Here is a 24,395-nt window from a genome sequence, read left to right as displayed (position 1 = left end):
CGCGCTTGTCTGGCGCGGCGGATTCAGACCTCCGCGCCCTGCGGCGCTCCGGTCATCCGACGCGCTCATGCCCGCACCAGCGCGGCCAGCGCGTCCTCGAATCGCAGGCGCGCCGCGCCGGAATCGGCCAGCACCTCAACCAGCGGGCGGTGCCCCGCCTGCGGCATGTCCGGCACCGCTGCCTGCATCACGCGCAGTCTCGCCCGACCGCGCTGGCGGCGCGGCAGGGCGAAAAGCGCCGCGTTCAGTCGCGCCATGGCGTCATCGTCGAAGACGGCTTCATAGGCTTCGCGTTCCTCGCCGTAATCGATCCCCGCCGTGTCGCGCGGTGGCCGCGCCGCGCGCAGCGCCTCGGTGGCCTCCGCATCCACCGCTCCCTCGCGGATCACAACGCCATAATCCCGCGCCGCACTCTCCGCGCTGACAACCCGAAGAATCACGTCGCGCAGCACGGCTTCGGGATCGCGCACAAAAGGGTCGCCGAAGCCGCCGGCGCCGGGGGTGAGGATGGTGACCGTGTCGCCGGCCTCGACCGAGAGCTGGTCGATCTTGCCGATCACCTGCTCCCCCGGCAGGCCGTGGTTGAGGATGACCCGGAAGGGCAGGCCGGGCCGGCCGCCGAAGGCGCCCCAGGGCGGGAAGCGGCAGCGTTCCATCCCGCGCGCCAGCACCGTGCAGCCATCCCGCAGCACCTTGAAGGTGAAGGCCAGGCCCGCGCCCCCGCGCCAGCGCCCCGGCCCGCCGCTATCCTCCCGCAGCCCGTAATGCAGCACGAGGACGGGGGCGGCGGCCTCGATGCTCTCGATCGGGTTGTTGGCGAGGTTGCTGGTGCCGCTGTCGCGGCCATCGACGCCGTCATGGCCTTCCCGCGCGCCCATGCCGCCGATCATCGGCTCCAGCACCACGACATTGCGGTCGCCCTGCGCTGTCTCCTCCTCCGCCAGCACCACGGGGGTGGAAACGCCGCCGCTGGCCGCCGCCATCAGCGTCCGGTCGCCCTGCAGCAAGGCGGCGGTCATCATGTCGAAGATGCGCCGGCCGGTGGGCTGGCGCACGCCGACGGCGGCGGGCGGCTCCGCATTCACCACGCTGCCGGCGGGGGCGAAGGCGGTGACGGCGCGGTAGACGCCGGCATTCATCGGGATGCTGGGGTCATGCGTGGCGACGCAGCCGATCAGCCGCGCGGTGAACCAGGCATGCCGCCGGCCGAGGGTGGGGATGTTGTAGGCGGTGGCGACCTGCGGATCGGTGCCGCTGAAATCCAGCGCGAACCTTCCCGAGTTTACCCGCAGGGTCAGGCGGATGCGGACGGGAAAGGTCGAGACCATGTCGTCGTCCAGATAGTCCCAGGCGTGGTATTCGCCATCCGGGATGCGGGCGAAGACGGCGCGGGCCTTCTGGTCGGCATAGTCCTGCAAGGCTTCCTGGGCTTCGAGGAAGACATCGACGCCGTGCTGCGCGATCATCTCCGCCACACTCAGCCGGCCGACATGCAGCGCCGCCAACTGCGCCCGCACATCGCCCATGTTCTGGTCCGGTGTGCGGACATTGCTGCGGTAGAGCGTCAGGAAATCCGGATTCATCTCCCCCCGCCGCACCAGCTTCATCGGCGGGATCATCAGCCCCTCCTGGAACAGGTCGGTATTGGAGGGCGAGATGGAGGAAGGCACCCGCCCGCCGATATCGGCCGAATGGATGAAGCACCAGCCATAGGCGACGATGCGACCTTCGTGGAAATAGGGCCTGATGAGATTGAGGTCCGGCAGATGCGTGGACAGCCCCTCGCTGAGGAAGGGGTGGTTGGTGATGATGACATCGCCATCCTCCAGATCCGGCACCGCGCGCAGGGTCGGGCCGCAATCCAGGTCGAGGAAATGGCTGACGCCGATGGTGCGCGGATAGCCAAAGAAGCGCCCATCCAGCCCGACGAGGGCGGTGCCGAAATCCGAGGCCTCCTTCACATAGAGCGTGCGGCCGGTGCGCTGCAGGGTGAAGCCCATGCCCTCCGCCGCCGCCGTCACCTGGCGGCCGAGGATCTCCAGCGTCACCTTGTCCATGCCTGCGCTCCAAGCTGCATCCCGGCAGCATGCCGGTGGCTTTGCGACAGGTCCATGGCCCCCTAGGCTATGCCTGGAACCTGCCGGAGGCCGCGATGACCGAGACGCCGATTGAGGACGAGCCGCTGATGCTCACCCCCGGCCCCTCCACCCTTTCGGCCCGCGTCAAGCGCGCCATGCTGCATGACTACGCCTCGGGCGAGGAGAAGATGGTTTCGACCATCGCCTTCTGCCGGGACTATCTTCTGGACATCTGCAACGGCAAGGGCAGCCACACGGCGATCCCCCTGGTCGGCAGCGGCACATCGGGCGTGGAGGCGGTGATCGGCGGCTTCGTGCCCGAGAACGGCAAACTGCTGATCCACACCAATGGCATCTATGGCGACCGGCTGCTGGAGGTGGCGCGCCGCATCCGCACGCCCCATGCCAGCTTCCGCACCGCCCCCTATACCCCACCGACCGCCCAGCAGTTCGAGGAGGCGCTGCGCGCCGACCCGGCCATCACCCATGTAATGGTCGTGCATTGCGAGACCTCCACCGGCATCATGAACCCGTTGGCGGAGATCGCCGCCGTCTGCCGGCGGATGGGCAAGTCGCTGCTGGTGGATGCCGTCGCCTCCTTCGGCGCCTTCGAGATCGACGCCAGGGCGTTGGCTTTCGATGCGCTGGTCTGTTCCGCCAACAAGGGCTTGCAGGCGCCGCCAGGCCTTGCCTGGGTGGTGGCCAAGCGCGCGGCGCTGGAGGAGACGAAGGGCAATGGCCATAGCCTGACGCTCGACCTCTGGGACCAGCACCAGCATCTGGAACGCACCGGCCAGTTCCGCTTCACCCCCGCCACGCATTTGCTTCTGGCGATGGCGGAGGCCCTGCGCGAGCATGCGGAGGAAGGCGGCGTGCCGGCGCGCCAGGCCCGCTACCGGGCAAGCTGGCGGCGGCTGGTGGATGGCATGCGGCAGATGGGGTTTTCCACCCTGCTGGACGATGCCGTGGCATCCCCCATCGTCGCCACCTTCCACGACCCGGACGACCCCGCCTATGCCTTTTCGAAGCTGTATCTCGGCATGAAGCAGCGCGGCTTCGTGATCTTCCCGGGGCGGCTGGCCGCGGCCAATACCTTTCGCATCGCCTGCATCGGGGTGGTGACGGAGGCCGATATCGGCCGGGCACTGGATGCGCTGGCGGAGACGCTGGCGGAGATGGGCGTGCGGCGCATGGGGCGGGCGGCGGCGTAACCCGCCGCCCGGCCTGTCAGTCCGGCAGTTTCGTCGCATCCACGGCGCGGGCGAAGGCCATCTTCGCCTCCAGCGGCGCGTCGCCGCCGATCTGCACCAAATAGCGGTTCTTCAGCAGCATGGTGATATTGCCATCCTGGCCCTGCACGCCGCGATGCGGGCCGATGCGCACCAGCCGGCCCATGGCGCCGGCCATGGCCGGATTGCCGAGGATCATCGCCACCTGGGCGATCATCGGATTGTCGGCGGCGATCTCCACCCGCACCGTCTGGTCCGACCCGTTGCGGTAGCTGCGGCTCGCCTGGGTCATGCCGCCGAAGATGGTCGCGGCGGCCTGGCTTTCGGCGTCTTCCGCGGTCCAGCCGGCCGGCGCCGCCGGCAGGGCCAGCACCAGCCCATCCGCGGCGCGCTGCTGCAGCAACTGGCTGGCCTCGCCCAGCGCGGTGCGGGCCGCGGCCAGGTCGCCGGCGGCATAGGCACGGCCGGCCTCGGTGATGGCGTCGCCGATCTCATCCGCGCGCAGCGCGGCGGGGGCCAGCAGCCAGGCGGCGGCGGTCGCGGCGAGGATCATTCTGCGCATGCTGTTCTTCGTCTCCCGGTTCTGGCCGGGGCGGGAGGGAGAGCCCCTCGCCGGCCCGGCCGGGGCAGTCTAGGCTGGCGGCCATGGCCAATTTGCTTCTGATCGTTTCAGGCAGTGTCGCCGCCTATAAGGCGCTGGAACTGGTGCGGCTGGCCCGCCGCGCCGGCCATGCCGTGACGCCGATCCTGACCGCCGGCGGCGCCCGCTTCGTGACGAAGGAGGCGCTGGCCGGAATCTCCGGCGCCCGGGTGCATGACGACCTCTGGGCGGCGGAGGCCGAGATCGGCCATATCCGCCTGGCCCGCGCGCCGGACCTGGTGGTGGTGGCGCCGGCCTCCGCCGACCTGCTGGCGAAGATGGCGGCGGGGCTGGCGGATGATCTGGCGTCGACCGTGCTGCTGGCGACGCGGGCGCCGGTGCTGGTGGCGCCCGCGATGAATCCGGCGATGTGGGCGCATCCGGCGACCGTCGCCAATATGAAGGCGCTGGCCTCGCGCGGCGTGCATCTGGTGGGGCCGGAGGAGGGCGCCATGGCGGAGCCGGAAAGCGGCCCCGGCCGCCTCGCCGAACCGCCCGCCATCCTGGCGGCGATCGAGGCCCTGCTGCATCACGGCCCGCTCGCCGGCCGGCATGTGGTGGTGACCAGCGGGCCGACTCACGAAAACATCGACCCGGTGCGCTACATCGCCAATCGCAGCAGCGGCCGGCAGGGCCATGCGATCGCCGCGGCGCTGGCCGCGCTCGGCGCGCGCGTGACGCTGGTGAGCGGCCCGGTCGCGGTGCCGGATCCGGCCGGCGTCACCGTCGTGCGGATCGAAAGCGCGCGGCAGATGCTGGCGGCGGTGGAAGCCGCGTTGCCCGCCGATGCCGCGGTCTTTGCCGCCGCCGTGGCGGATTTCCGCCCGACCGATGTCGGCTCCCAGAAAATCAAGAAGGTGCCCGGCGCCCCGCCGCCCGAGATCGCCCTGACGCTGAACCCCGACATCCTGGCCACCATCGCCCAGCGTCAGGTGCAGCGCCCGGCGCTGGTGGTGGGTTTTGCCGCGGAGACGGAAAGCGTGGTGCCGCATGCGCAGGACAAGCGCCTGCGGAAGGGCTGCGACTGGATCGTCGCCAATGATGTCTCGGGTGACGTCATGGGCGGCGCGGAGAATGCCGTGCATCTGGTGACGGAAGCGGGGGTGGAGGACTGGCCCCGTCTGCCGAAGGCGGAGGTGGCGCGCCGTCTCGCCACCCGAATCGCGGAGAGTCTTGCCTGAGATGGTCGAAATCCTGGTCACCCGCCTGCCGCATGCCGAGGGCCTGCCGCTGCCCGCCTATGCCACGCCCGGCGCCGCCGGCATGGACCTGCTGGCCGCCGTCACCGCCCCCGTGGTGATCGCGCCCGGCGCCCGCGTGCTGGTGCCGACGGGCCTCTGCATCGCCTTGCCGCCGGACCATGAATTGCAGGTGCGCCCGCGTTCCGGCCTCGCGCTGAAGCACGGCATCACCATGCCCAATACGCCGGGCACGGTGGATGAGGATTATCGCGGGGAGCTGCAGGTCATCGTGATGAATGCGGGGACCGAGCCCTTCACCGTGGAACGTGGCATGCGCATCGCCCAGGCGGTGGTGGCCCCGGTGGTGCGTGCGCGCTTCACGGAGGTGGCGGTGCTGCCGGAAACCGCGCGCGGCGCAGGCGGCTTCGGGTCCACCGGCACCCGCTGAATTCCGGGCCGGCCTGCTAGGCGCATCATGGCCCTCTCGTTATGATCCGATATCCTAACGGGAGACGCCTTGCATGCTTCGCCTACCGCGCCTGATGGCGCTGCTGTCCATAGCCCTTCTGCCGGCCTGCGCCACCGTCACCTCCGGCACCAGCCAGACCGTCGCGGTCGAATCCGTCCCCGCCGGGGCCGCCTGCACCGTCTCCCGCCAGGGGGCGGTGCTCGGCACGGTGGCCGCCACGCCGGGCAGCCTCGAAGTCTCGAAGTCGCGGCAGGACCTGACCGTGGCCTGCACCCACCCGGACCACCAGCCCGCATCGCGGACCGTGGTGGCGGAAGCGCAGGCGATGGTGGCGGGCAATATCCTGATCGGCGGGGGAATCGGCCTGGCCATCGATGCCGCGACCGGCGCCATGAACCGCTATCCCGACAAGGTCTCCCTCACCCTCGCACCCTCCCGCTTCGCGACGGAGGCGGAGCGGGACATCTTCTTCGCCGCCCGTGTCGCGGAAGCCCGCACGCGCCATGCCGAGCGCGTCCAGGCGCTGGCGCCGCAATGCGCCACGATCGGACCCGACGCCTGCGCCACCAACACCCGCGCGCTGGAAGCCGAACGCGATGCGGCGCTGGCGGAGCTGGAACGGCAGCGCAGCGCCGCCACGATCGGATAGGCGCCGGCGGATAGACATGCGGGACAGCCTTGCGTTTCCGGCGTAGAGCCAGCACGCAATGCGGGGGGCGCAGCGATGCGCCCCCGACCCGGATGGAGTGACCGCATCTTGCAGGACCTGCCCGCACGCACCGAGCTGCACCCCTTCACCAGCCTCACGCTGACCGACCGCCAGTTCCTGCTGGGTGAGTCTGCCGGGCCGCCGACGCCGCTCGCCGGCCTGCTGAGCCTGGCGCAGGGCGCCACGCCGCAGCCGGTGGTGCTGCTGGTGCATGGCTCGGGCGGCATCGGACCCTCCCTGCCGCTGTGGCAGCGGCAGATCAACGCTCTGGGCATGGGCGCCTTCCTGCTGGATGGATTCACCGGGCGCGGGCTGACCTCCACCAGCCAGGACCAGGCGGCGCTGGGGCGGCTGGCCTTCATCCACGACATCTACCGGGCGCTGGAGGTTCTGGCGCGGCATCCGGCGGTGGATGCGAAGCGCGTCGTGGTGATGGGCTTCTCGCGCGGCGGGCAGGCGGCGCTGTATTCGGCCATGGCGCGCTTCCACCGGCTGTGGAACCGCTCCGGCATCACGCCGGCCCTGACCATCCCGGTCTATCCGGACTGCGCCACGCGCTACCTGGAGGATGCGGCGATGGTGGCCGCGCCGATCCGCATCCATCACGGCATCCCGGACGACATGAACCCGATTGCCCCGGTGCGCGCCCATGTCGCACGGCTGGTGCAGGCCGGGGTGGATGTGGAACTGGCGGAGTATGCGGAGGCGCATCATGGCTTCGACAATCCGCTGAGCCCCGGCGCCACCGAGGGTCCGGCACAATCCGTGCGCGATTGCCGCATCGGTGAGACGGCGCCGGGCGAGCTGACCAACCTCGCCACCGGCCAGCCCTTCACCTACCAGGATGACTGCGTGGCGCGCCGCGCCCATGTCGGCGGCCATGCGGCGGCCGGCGTGCTGCTGCGGCAGGCGGTGGCGGCGCAGCTCAAGGCATTGGTTGGCTGAACATGCGAAAGCCGCCGCGGATTGGCCCGCGGCGGCTTCGCCAGCCCGAAAAATCAGGACCGAAAAGTCAGGCCCGCGCCACCTCGGCGCCACGGCCGGTCAGCCGGCCCAGATCCACCGCATGCGCCCCGGCGCCGAGGCCGGCCTGCACCAGCAGCAGCACGGTCCAGAAGGCCGGGAATTCCCAGCCGCCGCCGGCATTGCTGAACATCCAGCCGGCGCCGAGATGCTGCAGCGTGGCGCCGATCATGATCGGCAGCAGCAGCAGGCTCACCGGCCGCACCCAGATGCCGAGGATCAGCGCGATGCCGGCCAGCGTCTCCGCCACCGCCACCACGGCGCCGAGCACCGGCGGGAAGCCGAGGGAGCCGAAGAAGCCCATCGTGCCGGCGAAGCCGAAGGTCATGATCTTCAGCAGCAGGCCATGGGCCAGGAACAGGACACCCATGCTCACGCGCAGCAGCAGCGCGGCATAGGGGGTGGTGGCGCGTGTATCGAGGTTCATATCCGTATCTCCGATGGCTGGGCCGCATCCGCGTCCCGTTCTGGCGCGGTTATGGTCGCGAAAGCGGCGTTCCTTCCAACACAGGGATGGAACAGCCATCATCACCACCACAAATGATGCGCCTTCGGTGCTTCACCTCCGGGATGCCCCACCTTGGCTGACCTGCAGACCCTCGACCTGAATCTCCTGCGCGTTTTCGACGCGGTGGCGCGTGAGCGTCATGTGACCCATGCGGCGGAGAAGCTGAATCTCTCCCAGCCCGCCGTCTCCAACGCCCTGGCCCGGCTGCGCGCCGCGCTGAATGACGAGCTGTTCCTGCGCCGCCCCGGCGGGGTGGAGCCTACGGCGCTGGCCCTGTCGCTGGCCGGGCCGGTGGCGGAGGTGCTGGACCGGCTGCGCACGACCCTCGCCGACCATGCCCCCTTCGACCCGGCGACGACGGATCGCGTCTTCACCGTGTCCCTGTCCGAATATGCCGAGAGCGTGCTGGTGCCGCCGCTGCTGGAACAGATGCACCAGGAAGCGCCGCGCGCCTTGCTCGCCGTGCGCCATGCCGACCGCACCAATGCGCTGGACCTGCTGGCGAAGGGGGAGGCGGAGCTGGCCGTGGCCGTGCTGCCGGACCCGCCGGCGCTCTACACCCGCGTGCGCCTGCTGCCCGAGAATTTTCTGACCTTGGTCCGCGCCGGCCATCCGCTGGCGGAAGGCCCTTTGACCCTGGAACGCTTCACCGCCTTCCCGCATCTGCTGCATTCGCCGAACGGCTCCCGCGACGGCGCGCTGGACGGGCCGTTGCGGGAGGCGGGGTTTCCGCGCAGGCTCGGCGCCGTGGTGGCGCATTTGGGCGCGGTGCCGGAGATCCTGGCGCGGACCGACATGGTGATGTCGCTCTCGGCGCGGCTGGCGCAGCGCATGGCGGAAACCTACGGCCTGGCGCTGCGGCCCTGCCCGGTGGAGTTCAAGCACACCCGCCTGTCCATGATCTTCCATCGCCGCTTCGAGGCCGATCCCGGCCATGCCTGGCTGCGCCGTTCCCTGCTGGCGGTGGCGCGGGAGGTGGGGCCGGTGCCAGGGGTCGGGGCGTGATCGTGGAGGCGACCGACGCGGGTCTGCCCGCCTCCTGGCCGCGGGTTCGACCGCTGGCTGGACCTGGTGCTGCTGCAGAAGCAGCTTCCGGCGGGCATGGGAATCAACGGCTTCGGCGCCCGGTTTTGCGTTTCATGGCAGCCGTTTTGCGCTAAGCGTGCCGCCGATGGCCCGCCCCGCCCGCCCACGCACCACCCCGCGAGTCGCACCTCGAATCGTGCCGCGCGTGGAGCCGCCCCGTGCCGCCGCCCCGTCGCGGCCGGAGGCGCCGCGGCGGCGCTCCCCGCTGCGCTGGCTGCGCCGGCTGTTCCTGCTCAGCATCTGGGGCGCGCTGGCGCTCGGTGCGGCGCTGCTGGTGCTGACCTGGGACCTGCCGCGCACCGATATCGCGCTCAGCCAGACCCGCCGCGCGGGCGTGACTCTGGAAGCCTCCAACGGCGCCGTCATCGCCACCTCCGGCGATGTGCATGGGGAGGTCGTGCGGCTGCGCGCCTTGCCGGCGCATCTGCCCGCCGCGCTGCTGGCGATCGAGGATCGCCGCTTCCGCCAGCACTACGGTATCGACCCCATCGGCATCGCTCGCGCCGCCTGGGTGAACTGGTCCAGCGGCCAGATTTCCCAGGGCGGATCGACGCTGACGCAGCAACTCGCAAAGAATCTGTTCCTGACGCCGGAGCGCAGCTTCCGGCGCAAGGCGCAGGAAGCCGTCATGGCGCTGTGGCTGGAATGGCATTTCAGCAAGGACGAGTTGCTGGAGATCTACCTGAACCGCGTCTATCTCGGCGGTGGTGCCTTTGGCGTCGATGCCGCCGCGCGGCTCTATTTCGGCATTCCGGCGACGCGGCTGAACCTGTGGCAATCCGCCATCCTCGCCGGCCTGCCCAAGGCGCCGTCGCGCCTCAATCCCCGCACCGCGCCGGATGCCGCGGCGGGCCGGGCGGCGGAGGTGCTGGCGGCGATGGTGGATGTCGGCAGCATCACGCAGCGAGAGGCGACGCTGGCGGCGGAGAGCATCCGCCTCGCCACGCGCCCGTCCCGCGACTCGGGCTGGTTCGCCGATTGGGCGCTGGACGATGTCATCGCGCGCTTCCCCGGCAATGCCGACCTCGTGCTGCGCACCTCGCTGGATCTCCGCGTGCAGGCGGTGGTGGAAGCGCGGCTGGAGGCGCTGCTGTCCGGCCCCGGCGCGCGGGCCGGTGTCGGCCAGGGGGCGGTGGTGGTGATGGAGGCGGAGACCGGGCTGGTGCGCGCCATGGCCGGCGGCCGGGACTACCGCACCAGCCAGTTCAACCGCGCGACCCAGGCGCGCCGGCAGCCGGGTTCCGCCTTCAAGCCCTTCGTCTTCCTGGCGGCGCTGGAGGCCGGCATGACACCGGAGGACACGGTCTCCGACGCGCCGATCAATCTCGGCGGCTGGCGCCCCGGCAATGGCGGCTGGCGGGCGCAGGGCCAGATCACGCTGGAGGAGGCGCTGGCCCATTCCGTCAATACCGCGGCGGTGCGGGTGCTGGCACGCGGTGGTGGGGCACGGACAGTGACGGAGGTGGCGCAGCGCTTCGGCCTGCCTGGCCCCTTCCCCCGGGATGCGACGCTGGCGCTCGGCACCGGGGAGGTGACGCTGATCGACCTGGTCGCCGCCTTCGCCCCCTTCGCCAATGGCGGGCTGTTGCCGGAGCCGCGCGGGCTGGTGACGGCGCGGGCGGACGGCCAGGCGGTGCCGGCCGGGCGGCCGACGCTGCTGCGCGTGACGACGCCGGAACGCGCCGCGGCGCTGCGCGGCATGCTGGAATCGGTGGTGGCGCGCGGCACCGGCCGCGCCGCGCAGCCGCCGGGCTTCCGGGCGGTCGCCGGCAAGACCGGCACGACGCAGGATTTCCGGGATGCCTGGTTCATCGGCCTGACCCCGGCGCCGCGCGGCATGTCCGGCGGCGCCCTGGTGATGGGCGTCTGGCTGGGCAATGATGACGCGACGCCGATGGCCGATGTGCGCGGCGGCACCCTGCCGGCGCGGCTGTTCCGCGACATCCTGGAAGCGCTTCCGCAATAGCTTCTGCCGCATACTGCGATTCGGCATGATCCGTTGCGGTGAATGCGGATAGGTTCACGGCACGCGATGAGGGAGATCCGGCATGTCCGATGAGGCGCCGACGCCGGAGAGACAGCGACAGGACCGGCTGCGGAGCCTGGCACCCGCCGTGCAGCACGAGATCAACAACGCCATGATGGTGCTGGCCTCCAACCTCGACCTGCTGGCGCGCAGCGTGACGGAGGGCGCGCCGCAGCGGCAGCTCGACCGCGCCGCGCAGGCCGGCCGGCGGCTGGAGGAGACGATCCGCGGCTTCCTCGACGCCGCGCGGCGGGAGGTGGTGGATGAGGCGCGCGCCGCGCCCGCCTTGGTCTTGCGGCAGATGGTGCCTTTGCTGCGCGTGGCGCTGGGCGCCCGGCTGGGGGCCGAACTCACCGCGCCGGACAGCCTGACGGAGGTGCGGATGGACCGCGCGGCGCTGGAACTCGGCCTGCTCACCTTGGCGCAGGAGGCGGCGGGGCGGCTGCCGCCGGGCACGAAGCTGATCCTGGAACTGCGCGAAGCGCCCGGCGAGATGACGCTGGCGCTGACCCTGCCGGGCGGGGTGGCAGAGGCGGTGCTGGACCTGCTGCGCGGGGGCTGCCTGCGGCTGGAGCCGCAGGCGGATGGATGCGTGATGGTCTGGGCCAAGGAGCAGAGCCGCGCCGTTCTTGCGTGAGGCAGACCCTTTGCGTACACATATTGTGGTCGCATCGGAGAGAAGCCATGCCCGGGCCGGAGCAGAACGACAGGCCTCCGCCGCGGCGACTTGGCGTACGCGAGTTCCGGGGGAACATGGCTGGGTTCCTGCGGCAGGCGCGGCAGGGCAGTTCGTTCATCATCACCTCGCATGACGAGGTCCTGGCCGAGATCCACCCGCCCTCGGCGCCGGCGCGGCCGCCCCGGCAACCTGGCGCGCTGCGCGGAAAAATCCGCATGGCTGCTGATTTCGATGTGCTGCCATTGGATGTGCTCGCGGCGATGGAAGCGGAGGAAGGTTGAGACTTCTCCTCGACACCCATGCGCTGCTCTGGTGGCTGGGCGATGACGGCAGGCTGGGCGGACAGGCGCGAGAGCTGATCGCGAACCCTGGCAATGACGTGCTGGTCAGCGTGGCATCGCTCTGGGAGCTCGTCGTGAAGATACGTATCGGGAAGCTGGAGGCCGATATCGGGGAGATCGAGGACGCCATCGCGCGGCAGGGCTTCACGCGACTGGAGATCAGCCCCGCGCATCTGGACGCGCTGCTCGGCCTGCGCGCGCATCCGGATCACCGCGATCCCTTCGGCCATCTGCTGATCGCGCAGGCCATGGTGGAAGACGCGACCTTCGTTTCCGAGGATCGCAACAGCAGTCGCTATCCGGTGCGGCGGATCACCTGTTCGGATTGATCTCTTTCGCTATCGCGGCCGCTGAAACACCGTCCGTGCCTGCGCCGCCTGCTCGCGGATGACGCAGCCCTCGGCATGGTCGTTGATCAGCCCCATGGCCTGCAGGAAGGCATGCACCGTGGTCGGGCCGACGAAGGCCCAGCCGCGCTTCTTCAGGTCCTTCGACAGGGCGATGGAGGCCGGGGAAGTGGCCGCGCCGTAGGGTGGAAGATCATCCGGCGAAGGCTCGAAGCGCCAGACATGGGCAGCCAGCGAGCCTTCCTGGCGCACCAGTTCCCGCAGCCGCTTCGCATTGTTGATGACGGCCTCGATCTTGCCGCGATGCCGCACGATGCCGGCATCGCCGAGCAGGCGTTCGACATCCGCCGCGGTGAAATCCGCGATGCGGTCGGCCTCGAAATTGGCGAAGGCCGCCCGGAAATTGTCGCGCTTGGCCAGGATGGTCCGCCAGCTCAGGCCGGACTGGAATCCCTCCAGGCACAGCTTCTCGAACAGCCGGCGCTCATCGGCGACTGGAAAGCCCCATTCCGTGTCGTGATAGGCGATGTAGTCGGGCGTGGAGAGGCACCAGCGGCAGCGGTGATGGCCATCGGGGCCGGGGAGCGTGCTCATCGCTCAACCCGCCAGGAAGGCGAGCCGCGGATCGGCGCGGCCGGGGGTGATGGCGATGATCTCGGCCTCCACGACGCCCTCCGCGACGAAAGGGTCCTGCCGCAGCCGGTCGTCCAGCGCGTCCCGGGACAGGCCATGGGCCAGGATGGCACCTCCGGCGGCGGGTTGCAGCGATCCGCTCAGCAGAAAGATGCCCTCGGCATGGCCCTGGTCGAGCCAGGCGCGGTGGCCCTCCATGAAACGCGGCGCCGCCGCACGATTCGCGCCGAAGCGCAGCAGCACGATGAACATCTCGGCTCTCCTCGTCATTGAGCGTCCAGCCAGGCTTCCATCGCCGCGACCTCGCGCCGGATGAAGTCCTCGTCGCGGAAGGCATTGGCCAACGTCGCCACGCCCTGGCTGCGGGCGAGCAGGTGCAGGGCCAGCGCCTCCGCCTCCGCCTCCCGTCCAAGAGCGGTGAATTGCCGCGCCAGCCAGTCGCGGAACAGCGCCATCACCGCATTCGCCTGGTCCCGCGCCGGGTGGTCGAGCTTTGCCAGCTCGCCGCAGAGCGTGCCGACCGGGCAGCCATGGCGCATGATCGGCGCGCGGTTCGCCACCAGCATCCGGATGAAGCCGCGGATGCGCCCGGCGGGGTCGCTGCCCGCCGCCTCCCACCCCGCCAGCATGGCCTGCGTGCGGTCCAGCCGCAGCGCGATCACAGCCGCCAGGATCTCGTCCTTGGTCTTGAAATGATAATAGAAATTGCCGCGCGAGATGCGCAGCGCGGCGGCGATATCGGCGAAGGAGGTGGGATCGTAGCCCTGGGCGTAGAACAGCCGGTCGGCGGCCTCGACGATCTGTTCGCGGGTGATCGCGCCGCCCATGGTCCTCTGCCGCCTTGAAAGGAGTTGGACGTTTGTCCTAATCGTCTTCTAGGACAAACGTCCAAATCACGTCAAGCCTCAGTTGCCACCGCGCGTCACCACCGCCTGCGCCTGGTTGCGCCAGGCGGTCCAGGCGCCGTCGGCCTCCGCCCCGCTGCGGCTGGCGGCGAGGCTGGCGGCGTTCAGCGCCTGGCGCGCCTGTTCCCGCGCCGGCCCGGTGCGATCCTCCACCGCGCGGCGGGCGCGGGCCAGCGCGGCCTCCGCTGCGGCGTGGCTGCGGGCGGCCTCGCGGAAGCGGTCCATCGCTTCGCGGGCGGCGGTGAAATCCGCGATCAGCGCGGCGAGGTCGGCGCGGCCGGCGGCCTCGGCGGGCAGGCGTTCCAGCAGGCTCCGCAGCGCCTGCAGCCGGTCGGTGCCGCCGGGCAGGCGGGCGATGTCGCGGTCCAGCGTCAGGTCGCGCCAGACCGGCGGCAGGGGCTCGGCCAGGGAGGCGTCCCAGAGCGGGATCGGCTGCATCTGGCTGCGCTCCCATTCCCAGGTGAAGGTGGCGGGCGTGCCTTCCAGCCGGGCCTCGACGCGAACCCCGAAATCGCCCTCCGCCACGGGGGTGAAGCGCGGCGTCTCGCCGCGCCGTGCCGGCAGGTCCAGCAGCATGCGGCCGCGCGCGCCGCCGCCATCCACGGCGAAGGTCACGGATTGCACGACGCGCAGCGTCGCCTGCACCACGCCGCGCCGCAGCGCCACGGCGCTGGGCTGGGCCGCGCTGCGCTGGGCCACCGTGTATTGCACGCCCTGGTCCCGCGCGAAGGCCAGCAGCCGTTCCTGCCCCGGCGGCAGGCCGCGCAGCTCCGCATCGCCGAGGAAGCCGCCGGCCTCCGCCCCGCCGCTGCCATAGATGGTGGCGAGGCCGGGCGGCAAAGCATGCGGCGTGGTGTTGCGCAGCCGCACCGCCTGCAGGGGGTGCCGCCCGCCCAGGCCCTGTACCCACCAGACCCGTTCCGCCGGCAGCCGCGCATCGAGGAAGGGCAGGTTGGCCGTCTGCCCCGCCGGGATCGTCACCGGGTCGGCCAGGGTGAAGGCGACGCGGCCGAGCGAGGCGGCGGCCACCGCCTGCGCCACCGCCGGCGCGGCTTCCGCGATCGGGGCCGGGGCGGGCAGGGGCGCTGCCGCCATGGCGCGGGCGGCGAAGCTGGGCGCCGCACCGGCAGGCGGGGGTGGCGGCACCGGCCGGGCGCCGCTATCGGCCTCCGCCTCCACCGGCCCGCTGCCGAGGATGGGCAATTCGCGGCGCGGCAGCAGCACGGGCGAATACAGCGCCTGGCGGAAGGCCGCGGCCTCGCCGGAGACCAGGGACAGGCGGATGCCGTCCCAATCCGCGCCGCTGTGATTTTCCACCACCGCCCAGCCCATCAGCCGCGCCTCCGCCGCCGCACCATGTTCCGGCACGGCGATGCGCCAGGATGGTTTCCACAGCGGTGCGCCGGCGACATAGCTCAGCGCAACCTCCCGCGCGCTGGCGGCGCCGGGGCGCAGCGCGATGGCGATCTGGCGGGTATCGGCGCTGCTGGTCTCGGCCAGCGCCTCCGCCGCGCGGACCAGCCGGGCGGCCAGCGCCGCATCCAGCAGCCGCACCTCCTGCGCCTCCCGCAATGTCAGGCTGCGCAGGCCGGTGGGGGTGAGGAGGGTGAGGCGCATTTCCTCCTTGCCCTCGGAGGCTTCGGTGATGCGGCCCTCCGTCTCCCCCACCGCGACGCGCTGGCCGCGCAGGGCGTTCAGCAGGGTGGCGCGACTCGCGAAATCCTCGGGCCGCACGGGCAGGCCCCGAAAAGCCTCGGCGGCCATGTCCTGGGCCGGCAGGCGCAGCCCCTCCACCCGCCCGGCCGGGTCGGCGACGACCAGGGAGCGCAGGATGTCGTCCACATCGGCCAGCGGCACGCGGAACAGCGCGGAGGGGTCATCCGGCGCGACGCGGCCCGCCCGCTCGATCTGCGCCAGCCCGGTGGAGGAGAGGGTGACGCCGCGCACCGGCAATTCGGCGGCCCAGGCGGGGGTCAGGGTCGTGCTGGCGAGCAGCAGGGCGGCGAGGCTTTGGCGGAGGGTCATGGCGGGTTTCCTCTTTGGGCCGCAGCTTGGGGGGCAAAGCGGGCGGGAATGCGTCAGCCAGCCGGAGGATGGTGCCGTCGCAGGAAGGTGAGGACGGTGTCGGACTCCGGCTCCAGCTCCACACGCCACCATTCGGGCGGCGTGACGGCCAGCGGGCGCAGGCTGCCGGCGCGGGGGGTATGGGGGTTGGCGACGAAGCCGATCACCACGCCATCCTGTTCCAGCACCGCACCCTCCGCCCGGCGATCCGGCTGAAGGCGGCTGGTGATGCCTTCCTCGCAGCGGCGGGGCCGTGTCGGGTCGATGCGCGGCAGCTCGGCGCCAAGGGCGGTGATGGCGCCATCGGGATGCAACAGCAGCCAGTGGCGGCTGAGATGGCGCGGGGCGCGCAGGAAGATCCACAAAGCGTGGCCCAGCACCAGCCCGAGCACGCCGACCGCCCAGGCGAGCTTCAGCCAGTCCGGCAGGGCCGCGCGCCAGGCGGGGGGCAGCAGGCGGCCCCAGAGGATCGGATCGTCCAGGATCGGGTCCAGCGCCAGCAGCAGCGTGGCGCCACCGGCCAGGATGGCGGCCAGGAAGGGCAGGGCGCGCGGCTGGTCGATGGCCAGCCCGCCCAGCCACAGCCAGAACCGCCGCGCCTCGCCGGGCTGGTGATGCGGCGGGAAGATGCGGGCGGCGACATGCCGCGCCTCGCCCTGGTGATGGCGGCGCCTGGCCCGCGCGGCGGCGCGGTGGATCGCGCCGAGATACAGGATGGCGGCCAGCAAAGTGGCGGCGGCCAGGATATGCGACATCTGCATGCGGGGCGCAGCCTATCAGCCGGTTCTTGCGCATGTGTTGCGCGGCATGTCGCGCGGCTTGCCGGGCGCGGCGTCGGCGCGGCAGGCTGGCGCCATGTCCGCCCCGTCATCACTGCCCGAAGGCGCGCCGGAGCGCTTCTTCACCCTCGCCGACCGCCCGGTGATGCAATGGCGGCTGCCCGATGGCGGGCGGGCGGTGCTGGCGATGCATCCCAGCTCCGGCGCCTTCCTGCCGAGCTACAGCCTGTTCACCCGATTGCGCGAAGGCGCGGTGGACCTGGACGAGCTGGACCGCCCCGCCTTCCTGGAGGCGGTGCGATCCTGGCGGGCGCGGGCCGCCGCGGCGCGGCACGCTTTGCCGATCCAATGGCAGCCGACGACGGATGTCGAATACCCCTATCGCGCCGAGCAGGACGGCCAGGAACTGGTGATCCGCGCGAATTTCCACCTGCCGGAGCCGCCCTGGTCGGTGCTGGCGGCGGGCCAGGTGGTGGAGGAGCTGTGGGAGTGGCCCGCCGCCTGGATCAAGGCGTAGCGCGCCGCCGCAGCAGCCAGGCGAGGCCCAGCAGGGCCAGCCCGATCCCGGTGAAGATCAGGGCGAAGTCCAGATCGGTCGGCACGGTCAGCCCCGGACTGGCGCCGGTCGGGCGGGTGCGGATCTCCCAGCCCGTGGCCCGGCTGAACAGCGCCACCAGGCCGGTGCCGGCCAGCGCCAGGCCCATCGCCGTCAGCAGGAAGACCAGCACCCGCATCGTGTCAGCCCCCGGCCGCGCCCTGCGTATTCACATAAAGGCTGTAGAGCGAATGCGCCGCCGCCATGAACAGCCGGTTCCGGTGCCTGCCACCGAAGCAGACATTGGCGCAGCGTTCCGGCAGGTCGATGAAGCCGATGGCGGTGCCAGCGGCGTTGAACACCTTCACCCCATCCATCCCCGGCCCGCCCATGCCCCAGCCGCACCAGAGGTTGCCGTCCACATCCACCCGGAAGCCGTCCGGCGTCTCGCCGGTGGCGCATTTGACGAAGACGCGGCGATTGCTCAGGCGGGTGCCGTCGCAGTCATAGGCGAGGATATTGCGCGGCTCCGACCGGCTCTCGATGACATAGAGAATGGATTCGTCCGGGCTGAAGGCGAGGCCGTTCGGGTGGTCGACATCGTCGGCGACCAGCGTGATCTCGCCCGATTGGCCATCCACCCGGTAGACGTTGGTGTGCGGCAGTTCGGGGGTGTGGCGCTCGCCCTCATAGAATCCGCCGATGCCGAAGGGCGGGTCGGTGAACCAGATGCTGCCATCCGACTTCACCACCACGTCGTTCGGGCTGTTCAGCCGCTTGCCCTCGAACTGGTCGGCGATGACGGTGATGGCGCCGTCATATTCGATGCGGATGACGCGCCGCCCGCCATGCTCGCAGGCGACGATGCGGCCCTGGCGGTCCCGCGTATGGCCATTGGCATTGCCCGAGGGCTTGCGGAAATGGGTGACGGCGCCCGTCTCCTCATCCCAGCGCAGCACGCGGTTGTTGGGGATGTCCGACCACAGCAGGCAGCGCTGGTCGCCGAGCCAGACCGGCCCTTCCCCCCAGCGGCTGCCGGTCCAGAGCCGCTCCACGGAGCTCAGCGGCAGGCGCAGCTTGTTGAAGGCCGGGTCCAGGGTGCGGATGGCGGGGTCCGGGTAGCGCAGGCTTTCCTGCCAGGTCATCGCGTCATTCCTCCTATGGCCGGCGGTCTTGGCGCCGGGCGGGCTGGCGGCCATGCTACTTCACGCGGCCAGCCGCCATGCTGGCCCGATATGGACGGGATGGAAACCATGACCGAGCTGCCGCGCCGTATCGCCGATGAAGCGATGCTGGAGGAGGTGATGTCGCGCCCCGACCCGGCGCTGATCGCCGATCTTGCCCAGGTGCCGGGCGACATCCTGGTGCTCGGCGCCGCCGGCAAGATGGGGCCGACGCTGTGCCGGCTGGCGAAGCGGGCCGACCCGGCGCGGCGCGTCATCGCCGTGGCGCGTTGGTCGGAGGCCGGGCTGCGGGAACGCATGGAATCCTGGGGCATCGAATGCCTGGCCGCCGACCTGATGGACGATGCGGCTTTGGCGGCGCTGCCGAACTCGGAAAATGTGGTCTTCATGGCGGCGATGAAATTCGGCTCCACGGGGAATGAGGCGCTGACCTGGGCGATGAATGTCCAGCTTCCGGCCCGCGTCGCGGCGCGCTGGGCGGCCTCGCGAATCGTGTTCTTCTCCACCGGCAATGTGCTGCCGATGCTGCCGGTGAACGGGCCGATGCCGGATGAGGCGACGCCGCCGGCCCCCATCGGCGACTACGCCGCGAGCTGCCTCGGCCGCGAACGCGCCTTCCAGCACGCCGCCGCCACGCGCGGCACGCGCTGCTTCGGCATCCGCCTGAACTACGCCATCGACCTGCGCTACGGCGTGCTGCACGACATCGCCACCAAGGTCCTGGCCGGCACGCCGGTGCCGCTGGCCATGGGGCAGGCCAATGTCATCTGGCAGGGCGATGCCAATGCCTGGACGCTGCGCGCGCTTTCCCGCGCCGATGCCACCTGCCCGATCCTGAATGCGACGGGGCCGGAGACCGTCTCCATCCGCTGGCTGGCCGAACAGCTTGGCGCGCGCATGGACCGCACCCCGGAATTCGCCGGCAGCGAGGCGCCCAACGCCCTGCTCTCCAACGCCGCCCGTGCCTTTGCGCAGTTCGGTTACCCTCGCGTGCCGCTGCTGGTGCTGATCGACTGGGTGGCGGATTGGGTGGCGGGCGGCGGGCGGGCGCTGGGCAAGGCGACCAAGTTCGAGGTGCGGGATGGCCGCTTCTAGCCCCGCGATCCGCGCGGAAGACCAGCTCTCCGCCCGCGCCAAGGCAACGCGCCAGCGCATCCTGGACGCGGCGCTGGTGGAATTCGCCGAGAAGGGCATGGCCGGCAGCCGGGTGGATGAGATCGCGGCCCGGGCCGGCGCCAACAAGCGCATGCTCTACGCCTATTTCGGCAGCAAGGAGGAGCTGTGGCTGACGGTGCTGGAAGGCGCCTATGCCGCCAAGCGGGAGGAGGAGCGGGAGCTGTCGGTGGACAGCCTGCCGCCGCTGGAGGCGATGGCGCGGCTGGTGGCCTTCAACCTGCGCTACACCAGCCGCCACCCCGAATTCGTCGCCCTGCTGAACCAGGAAAACCTGCACCGCGCCGCCTATCTACGCCGGTCGGACCATGTGCCGGCGCTGTATTCCCCGATGCTGCGGGCGCTGACCACGGTGCTGGAGCGCGGCGCCGCCGCCGGGGTCTTCCGGTCGGGGGTGGATGCCATGCAGCTCTACATCTCCATCCTGGCGCTGGGGCATTTCTACGTCGCCAATCGCCACACCCTGTCCACCATCTTCGGCGCCGCGCTGGACACCGAGGCCGCGATCGCGGCGCGGGAGGCGCATATCGCGGAGGTGGTGCTGGGCTATCTGCGGCCTTGACCTGATCGCCCGCCCGCGACAAAGTAACCGTCTGGTTACTGGTTTCGGGGAGGAAAATCCGTGGGTCTGCGCTGGCAGGATTGGCCCGAGAACGTCCTCGCGCGGCTGCGGGCCGGCTGCGCCATTCCGGCACAGCCGCTGGCGCTGAATGCGCGGCGGGAGCTGGACCCGCTGCGGCAGCGGGCGCTGGGCCGCTACTACCTGGCGGCCGGGGCGGGGGGCCTCGCCGTCGGCGTCCACACCACCCAATTCGCCATCCGCCAGGTCGGGCTGTTCCAGCACGTCCTGTCGCTGGCGGCGGAGGCGGCGAGCGAGCGGGACGACGCGCCGATCCTGGTCGCGGGCGCCATCGGCCGCACGGAACAGGCGGTGCGGGAGGCGCGGATCGCCCGCGGCCTCGGCTACCACGCCGTGCTGCTCAGCCTCGCCGCCTGGAAGGGCGCCTCGGAGGATGAGGTCATCGCCCATTGCCAGGCGGTGGCGGCGGAGATGCCGGTCTTCGGCTTCTACCTGCAACCGGCCGTGGGCGGCCTGCCGCTGCCGATGCGCTTCTGGAAGCGTTTCGCCGCGATCGAGAATGTGGTCGCCATCAAGATGGCGCCCTTCAACCGCTACGCCACGCTGGACGTCCTGCGAGGTGTGCTCGAAGCCGGGGCGGTCGATCGCATTTCGCTCTACACCGGCAATGACGACCATATCGTCGGCGACCTGCTGACGCCTTTCGCATTGGCCGGCGCGGAAAAGCCGCTGCGCATCCTGGGCGGGCTGCTCGGGCATTGGAGCGTCTGGACCAAGGCGGCGGTCGATCTGCATGCGCGCTGCCGCGGCGCCGATGCCACGCCCGAATTGCTGGCGCTGGATGCGCAGGTGACGGAGATGAACGCCGCCGTCTTCGACGTGGCACATGACTTCCACGGCGTCATCGCCGGCTGCCACGAAATTCTTTTCCGGGCTGGCCTGCTGGAAGGCATCTGGTGCCTCGACCCGAATGAGGGGCTTTCGCCGGGGCAGTCCGAACTGCTGACCGCGGTGGCGCAACGCTACCCGCATCTGACGGACGACGACTTCGTCCGCGCGAACCTCAACACCTGGCTCTCCTGAAGGAGATTTGAAAAAAATGGCGGAACGTCGCATCGGCCTCATCATGAACGGCGTCACCGGGCGCATGGGCATGAACCAGCACCTGATCCGCTCCATCGCGGCGATCCGCAAGGATGGCGGCGTGAAGCTGGCGAATGGCGACCGCGTGATGCCCGACCCGATCCTGGTCGGCCGCAACCGGGAGAAGCTGGAGGCGCTGGCCAAGGCGCATGGCATTTCCCGGGTTTCCACCGACCTCGATGCCTGCCTGGCCGATTCGAATGACACGCTGTTCTTCGACGCCGCCACGACCCAGATGCGCGCCGGCCTGCTGACCAAGGCGATCAACGCGGGCAAGGACATCTATTGCGAGAAGCCGACCTCGGACAATCTCGCGGAAGCCATGGCCGTCGCACGGCTGGCCAAGGAGAAAGGCATCAAGGCCGGCGTGGTGCAGGACAAGCTGTTCCTGCCGGGGCTGCGCAAGCTGAAGATGGCCATCGACAGCGGCTTTTTCGGCGAGATCCTCAGCGTGAAGGGCGAGTTCGGCTACTGGGTCTTCGAGGGCGACCTTCAGCCGACGCAGCGCCCGTCCTGGAACTACAAGAAGGCCGAGGGCGGCGGCATGATCCTCGATATGCTCTGCCACTGGCGCTACGTCCTCGACAACCTTTTCGGGAATGTCGAGAGCGTGTCCTGCCTTGGCGCGACGCATATCAAGCGGCGCATTGATGAGCAGGGGAAGGCCTATACGGCCGATACCGACGATGCGGCCTATGCCACTTTCCAGCTTGAAGGCGGCGTGATCGCGCATATCAATTCCAGCTGGGTGACGCGCGTGCGGCGCGACGACCTGGTGACCTTCCAGGTGGACGGCACGCATGGCAGCGCCGTGGCCGGCTTGCAGAAGTGCTGGACGCAGTCGCGCGTGAACACGCCGAAGCCGGTCTGGAGCCCCGACACGCCGCAGCCGATCAACTTCTTCGAAGGCTGGCAGGAAATCCCCGACACCGAGCCCATGCCCAACGGTTTCCGGGTGCAGTGGGAGCTGTTCTTCAAATACCTGGCCGGCGAAGTCGCGACCTATCCCTGGGACCTGCTGGCGGGCGCAAAGGGCGTGCAGCTTGCCGAGGCCGGCCTGCAGAGCTGGGCGGAGCGCCGCTGGGTCGACCTGCCGAAGCTGGAGGTGTGACCATGTCGACGATCAAGCTTCCCGAGGGCGATTATTCTCTAAAGGGCCCGCGCGACTTTCCGAAGGCGACGCCGCCCTTCCCGCGCGTGGCGCTCGCCGCCGCGCATGTGGTGGCGGACACCTTGGCCGAGCAGGACCCCTGGCTCGACGCGAAGATCGACTGGGACCGCACCATCGCCTTCCGAAAGCACCTGTGGTCGCTCGGCCTCGGCGTGGCGGAGGCGATGGATACGGCGCAGCGCGGCATGGGCCTGGATTGGACTGCCGCGCAGGAGCTGATCCGCCGCTCGCTGGACGCGATGCAGGACCATCCCGGCGCAGTGATGGCGAGCGGTGCCGGCACCGACCACTTGGCGCCCGGCCCCTACGTGACCGTGGACGACGTGATCCGCGCCTATGAGGAGCAGTGCGAGGCCGTCGAGGCGATGGGCGGCCGCATCATCCTGATGGCCTCCCGCGCCTTGGCGAAAGCCGCAAAGTCCCCGGCGGATTATGAGCGCGTCTATGACCGCATCCTGTCCCAGGTGAAGCAGCCGGTCGTCATCCACTGGCTCGGCGAAATGTTCGACCCGGCGCTGGAAGGCTACTGGGGCAATCACGACCACATGGCCGCGATGGAGACCGCGCTGAAGGTCATCCACGCCCACGCGGAAAAAGTCGATGGCGTGAAAGTCTCGCTGCTGGACGACAAGAAGGAGATCTCGATGCGCCGGCGCCTGCCGAAAGGCGTGCGCATGTACACCGGCGACGACTTCAACTACGCGGAGCTGATCGCGGGCGACGAGCAGGGCTATTCCGACGCGCTGCTCGGCATCTTCGATCCCATCGCCCCGGCGGTGGGTGGCGCGCTGGCCAGCCTCGCGAAGAACGACCTCTCGACCTTCCACGACATCCTGGCGCCGACCGTCCCGCTGTCGCGCCACATCTTCAAGGCGCCGACACGCTTCTACAAGACGGGCGTGGTCTTCATGGCCTGGCTGAACGGCCACCAGGACCACTTCGTCATGATCGGCGGCCAGCAATCCACCCGCAGCATCCGCCATTTTTCCGAGCTGTTCCGGCTCGCCGACAAGGCGGGCCTGCTGCGCGACCCGGACATGGCGGTCGCCCGCATGCGGAACCTGCTCGCGCTGCATGGTGCCGCCTGATGGAGATGTCGCTCAACACCGTCACGGTGAAGGAGAAGTGGGGTCTTTCCGAGTGCATCGAGGGCTGCGCCCGTCACGGGATTCCGGGCATCTCGCCCTGGCGTGATGTGCTGCAGGCGATGGGCGTTGACCGTGCCGCGAAGCAGATTCGCGATGCGGGCCTCGCTGTCAGCGGATTGTGCCGCGGCGGCATGTTCCCGGCCGCCGACGCCGCCGGCCGCGCCGCCGCCATCGAGGACAATCTGCGGGCCATCGACGAAGCGCACACGATTGGCGCCGCCTGCCTGGTGATGGTCTGTGGCGGATTGCCGCCGGGGTCGAAGGACCTGCCGGGTGCGCGGGCCATGGTGCGCGATGGGCTGGCGGCGATCATGCCGGCGGCGCGCGCGGCCGGCGTGACCATCGCACTGGAACCGCTGCATCCGATGACCTGCGCGGATCGTTCGGTGCTGTCGACGCTTGGCCAGGCGCTGGATCTCTGTGACGAGTTCGGCGCGGGCATGGGCGTCGCGCTGGATGTCTATCACGTCTGGTGGGACCCGCAGCTTGCCGCGCAGATCCAGCGCGCCGGGTCGCGCATCGCCGCCTTCCATGTCTGCGACTGGAAGGTGCCGACGCTCGACACCGTCTTCGACCGCGGCATCCCCGGCGAAGGCTGCATCGACATCCCCGCCATCCGCCAAATGGTCGAGGCCCAGGGCTATGGCAGCTTCGCCGAGGTCGAGATCCTGTCGAAGCATTGGTGGCAGCAGGACCCCGAACAGGTGCTGCCCCTGCTGAAGGAACGCCACGCCGCCGCCGTCTGACTGCCAAAAAAAACCGGG

Annotated in this window: 27 protein-coding genes; 17 read left to right on the top strand and 10 right to left on the bottom strand. The window is 70.5% G+C overall.

Features of this window, described 5'->3' with window-relative positions:
- Nucleotides 1-65: 65 nt before the first annotated feature.
- Complete coding sequence (locus JJQ90_RS06760) at nt 66-2,057, bottom strand: hydantoinase B/oxoprolinase family protein (RefSeq protein WP_216873664.1); 1,992 nt, start codon at nt 2,055-2,057, stop codon at nt 66-68.
- 29 nt (nt 2,058-2,086) lie between these two features.
- Here JJQ90_RS06760 and JJQ90_RS06755 point away from each other — a divergent pair, with 29 nt between their 5' ends.
- Nucleotides 2,087-3,289 carry a 2-aminoethylphosphonate--pyruvate transaminase gene (locus tag JJQ90_RS06755; RefSeq protein WP_216873663.1) on the top strand — a complete coding sequence of 401 codons (1,203 nt, stop codon included), beginning with the start codon at nt 2,087-2,089 and terminating at the stop codon, nt 3,287-3,289.
- A 16-nt stretch (nt 3,290-3,305) separates the two neighbouring features.
- Here JJQ90_RS06755 and JJQ90_RS06750 read toward each other — a convergent pair whose 3' ends face one another.
- Nucleotides 3,306-3,869, bottom strand: coding sequence for a hypothetical protein (locus tag JJQ90_RS06750; RefSeq protein WP_216873662.1), 564 nt, complete (start codon nt 3,867-3,869; stop codon nt 3,306-3,308).
- A gap of 83 nt (nt 3,870-3,952) precedes the next feature.
- Between JJQ90_RS06750 and coaBC the strand changes: the two genes are divergently transcribed.
- From coaBC to JJQ90_RS06730, 4 genes are all read left to right on the top strand, one after another.
- Nucleotides 3,953-5,128 carry a bifunctional phosphopantothenoylcysteine decarboxylase/phosphopantothenate--cysteine ligase CoaBC gene (gene coaBC / locus JJQ90_RS06745; protein ID WP_216873661.1) on the top strand — a complete coding sequence of 392 codons (1,176 nt, stop codon included), beginning with the start codon at nt 3,953-3,955 and terminating at the stop codon, nt 5,126-5,128.
- 1 nt (nt 5,129) lies between these two features.
- On the top strand, nt 5,130-5,576 hold the full coding sequence (dut, locus tag JJQ90_RS06740; RefSeq protein ID WP_216873825.1) for a dUTP diphosphatase: 447 nt from the start codon (nt 5,130-5,132) through the stop codon (nt 5,574-5,576).
- Nucleotides 5,577-5,649: 73 nt separating this feature from the next.
- Nucleotides 5,650-6,246, top strand: a complete 597-nt coding sequence (locus tag JJQ90_RS06735) for a hypothetical protein (RefSeq protein WP_216873660.1) — start codon at nt 5,650-5,652, stop codon at nt 6,244-6,246.
- Between the two features lie 108 nt (nt 6,247-6,354).
- Nucleotides 6,355-7,251, top strand: a complete 897-nt coding sequence (locus JJQ90_RS06730; RefSeq protein ID WP_216873659.1) for a dienelactone hydrolase family protein — start codon at nt 6,355-6,357, stop codon at nt 7,249-7,251.
- A gap of 67 nt (nt 7,252-7,318) precedes the next feature.
- On the opposite strand, the gene JJQ90_RS06725 is transcribed toward JJQ90_RS06730, so the two are convergent.
- Complete coding sequence (locus JJQ90_RS06725) at nt 7,319-7,756, bottom strand: DoxX family protein (protein ID WP_216873658.1); 438 nt, start codon at nt 7,754-7,756, stop codon at nt 7,319-7,321.
- Between the two features lie 153 nt (nt 7,757-7,909).
- On the opposite strand from JJQ90_RS06725, the gene JJQ90_RS06720 reads away from it, so the two are divergent.
- The 5 genes from JJQ90_RS06720 to JJQ90_RS06700 all read left to right on the top strand — a co-directional run bounded on the left by JJQ90_RS06720 (nt 7,910) and on the right by JJQ90_RS06700 (nt 12,298).
- Nucleotides 7,910-8,842, top strand: coding sequence for a LysR family transcriptional regulator (locus JJQ90_RS06720; RefSeq protein WP_216873657.1), 933 nt, complete (start codon nt 7,910-7,912; stop codon nt 8,840-8,842).
- A gap of 226 nt (nt 8,843-9,068) precedes the next feature.
- Nucleotides 9,069-10,889, top strand: a complete 1,821-nt coding sequence (locus JJQ90_RS06715; RefSeq protein WP_329959390.1) for a transglycosylase domain-containing protein — start codon at nt 9,069-9,071, stop codon at nt 10,887-10,889.
- An 82-nt stretch (nt 10,890-10,971) separates the two neighbouring features.
- Nucleotides 10,972-11,586 carry a histidine kinase dimerization/phospho-acceptor domain-containing protein gene (locus tag JJQ90_RS06710; protein ID WP_216873655.1) on the top strand — a complete coding sequence of 205 codons (615 nt, stop codon included), beginning with the start codon at nt 10,972-10,974 and terminating at the stop codon, nt 11,584-11,586.
- Between the two features lie 47 nt (nt 11,587-11,633).
- Entirely contained in the window at nt 11,634-11,909 is a 276-nt protein-coding gene (locus JJQ90_RS06705) for a type II toxin-antitoxin system Phd/YefM family antitoxin (RefSeq protein WP_216873654.1), read from the top strand.
- Nucleotides 11,906-12,298: a type II toxin-antitoxin system VapC family toxin gene (locus tag JJQ90_RS06700; protein WP_216873653.1), complete on the top strand. Its 393-nt coding sequence runs from the start codon at nt 11,906-11,908 to the stop codon at nt 12,296-12,298. The genes JJQ90_RS06705 and JJQ90_RS06700 overlap by 4 nt, the downstream gene beginning before the upstream one ends.
- A gap of 9 nt (nt 12,299-12,307) precedes the next feature.
- Here JJQ90_RS06700 and JJQ90_RS06695 read toward each other — a convergent pair whose 3' ends face one another.
- From JJQ90_RS06695 to JJQ90_RS06675, 5 genes are all read right to left on the bottom strand, one after another.
- The gene (locus JJQ90_RS06695) at nt 12,308-12,910 is read right to left on the bottom strand and encodes a DNA-3-methyladenine glycosylase I (RefSeq protein ID WP_216873652.1); all 603 of its coding nucleotides are present in this window, start codon (nt 12,908-12,910) and stop codon (nt 12,308-12,310) included.
- A gap of 3 nt (nt 12,911-12,913) precedes the next feature.
- Nucleotides 12,914-13,201, bottom strand: coding sequence for a YciI family protein (locus tag JJQ90_RS06690; RefSeq protein ID WP_216873651.1), 288 nt, complete (start codon nt 13,199-13,201; stop codon nt 12,914-12,916).
- A 14-nt stretch (nt 13,202-13,215) separates the two neighbouring features.
- Nucleotides 13,216-13,776, bottom strand: a complete 561-nt coding sequence (locus JJQ90_RS06685) for a TetR/AcrR family transcriptional regulator (RefSeq protein WP_216873650.1) — start codon at nt 13,774-13,776, stop codon at nt 13,216-13,218.
- A gap of 78 nt (nt 13,777-13,854) precedes the next feature.
- Complete coding sequence (locus JJQ90_RS06680; RefSeq protein WP_216873649.1) at nt 13,855-15,879, bottom strand: DUF4139 domain-containing protein; 2,025 nt, start codon at nt 15,877-15,879, stop codon at nt 13,855-13,857.
- 53 nt (nt 15,880-15,932) lie between these two features.
- A complete protein-coding gene (locus tag JJQ90_RS06675) occupies nt 15,933-16,679 on the bottom strand; it encodes a hypothetical protein (RefSeq protein WP_216873648.1) in 747 nt (248 codons plus the stop codon).
- Between JJQ90_RS06675 and JJQ90_RS06670 the strand changes: the two genes are divergently transcribed.
- A complete protein-coding gene (locus JJQ90_RS06670) occupies nt 16,678-17,214 on the top strand; it encodes a hypothetical protein (RefSeq protein WP_216873647.1) in 537 nt (178 codons plus the stop codon). The two genes, JJQ90_RS06675 and JJQ90_RS06670, sit on opposite strands and share 2 nt — an antisense overlap.
- Here JJQ90_RS06670 and JJQ90_RS06665 read toward each other — a convergent pair.
- Nucleotides 17,204-17,431, bottom strand: coding sequence for a hypothetical protein (locus tag JJQ90_RS06665; RefSeq protein WP_216873646.1), 228 nt, complete (start codon nt 17,429-17,431; stop codon nt 17,204-17,206). The genes JJQ90_RS06670 and JJQ90_RS06665 overlap by 11 nt on opposite strands.
- Before the next feature lie 4 nt (nt 17,432-17,435).
- Nucleotides 17,436-18,377 (bottom strand): SMP-30/gluconolactonase/LRE family protein, encoded by a 942-nt coding sequence (locus JJQ90_RS06660; RefSeq protein WP_216873645.1) that lies wholly within the window; start codon nt 18,375-18,377, stop codon nt 17,436-17,438.
- A gap of 108 nt (nt 18,378-18,485) precedes the next feature.
- On the opposite strand from JJQ90_RS06660, the gene JJQ90_RS06655 reads away from it, so the two are divergent.
- The 6 genes from JJQ90_RS06655 to JJQ90_RS06630 are packed head-to-tail and all read left to right on the top strand — an operon-like array spanning nt 18,486 to nt 24,377.
- On the top strand, nt 18,486-19,511 hold the full coding sequence (locus tag JJQ90_RS06655) for an NAD-dependent epimerase/dehydratase family protein (protein WP_230410357.1): 1,026 nt from the start codon (nt 18,486-18,488) through the stop codon (nt 19,509-19,511).
- Nucleotides 19,498-20,151, top strand: a complete 654-nt coding sequence (locus JJQ90_RS06650) for a TetR/AcrR family transcriptional regulator (RefSeq protein WP_216873644.1) — start codon at nt 19,498-19,500, stop codon at nt 20,149-20,151. The genes JJQ90_RS06655 and JJQ90_RS06650 overlap by 14 nt, the downstream gene beginning before the upstream one ends.
- Before the next feature lie 60 nt (nt 20,152-20,211).
- Nucleotides 20,212-21,252: a dihydrodipicolinate synthase family protein gene (locus tag JJQ90_RS06645; protein ID WP_216873643.1), complete on the top strand. Its 1,041-nt coding sequence runs from the start codon at nt 20,212-20,214 to the stop codon at nt 21,250-21,252.
- Nucleotides 21,253-21,268: 16 nt separating this feature from the next.
- On the top strand, nt 21,269-22,423 hold the full coding sequence (locus JJQ90_RS06640; RefSeq protein WP_216873642.1) for a Gfo/Idh/MocA family protein: 1,155 nt from the start codon (nt 21,269-21,271) through the stop codon (nt 22,421-22,423).
- A gap of 2 nt (nt 22,424-22,425) precedes the next feature.
- A complete protein-coding gene (locus JJQ90_RS06635) occupies nt 22,426-23,571 on the top strand; it encodes a dihydrodipicolinate synthase family protein (protein ID WP_216873641.1) in 1,146 nt (381 codons plus the stop codon).
- The gene (locus JJQ90_RS06630) at nt 23,571-24,377 is read left to right on the top strand and encodes a sugar phosphate isomerase/epimerase family protein (RefSeq protein WP_216873640.1); all 807 of its coding nucleotides are present in this window, start codon (nt 23,571-23,573) and stop codon (nt 24,375-24,377) included. The genes JJQ90_RS06635 and JJQ90_RS06630 overlap by 1 nt, the downstream gene beginning before the upstream one ends.
- The last annotated feature ends 18 nt before the right edge of the window (nt 24,378-24,395 follow it).

Origin of the sequence: Falsiroseomonas oleicola, assembly GCF_019029495.1 — a bacterium.
In the GTDB taxonomy this organism is placed as follows: domain Bacteria; phylum Pseudomonadota; class Alphaproteobacteria; order Acetobacterales; family Acetobacteraceae; genus Falsiroseomonas; species Falsiroseomonas oleicola.
This window is presented reverse-complemented; position numbering and strand designations above follow the sequence as displayed.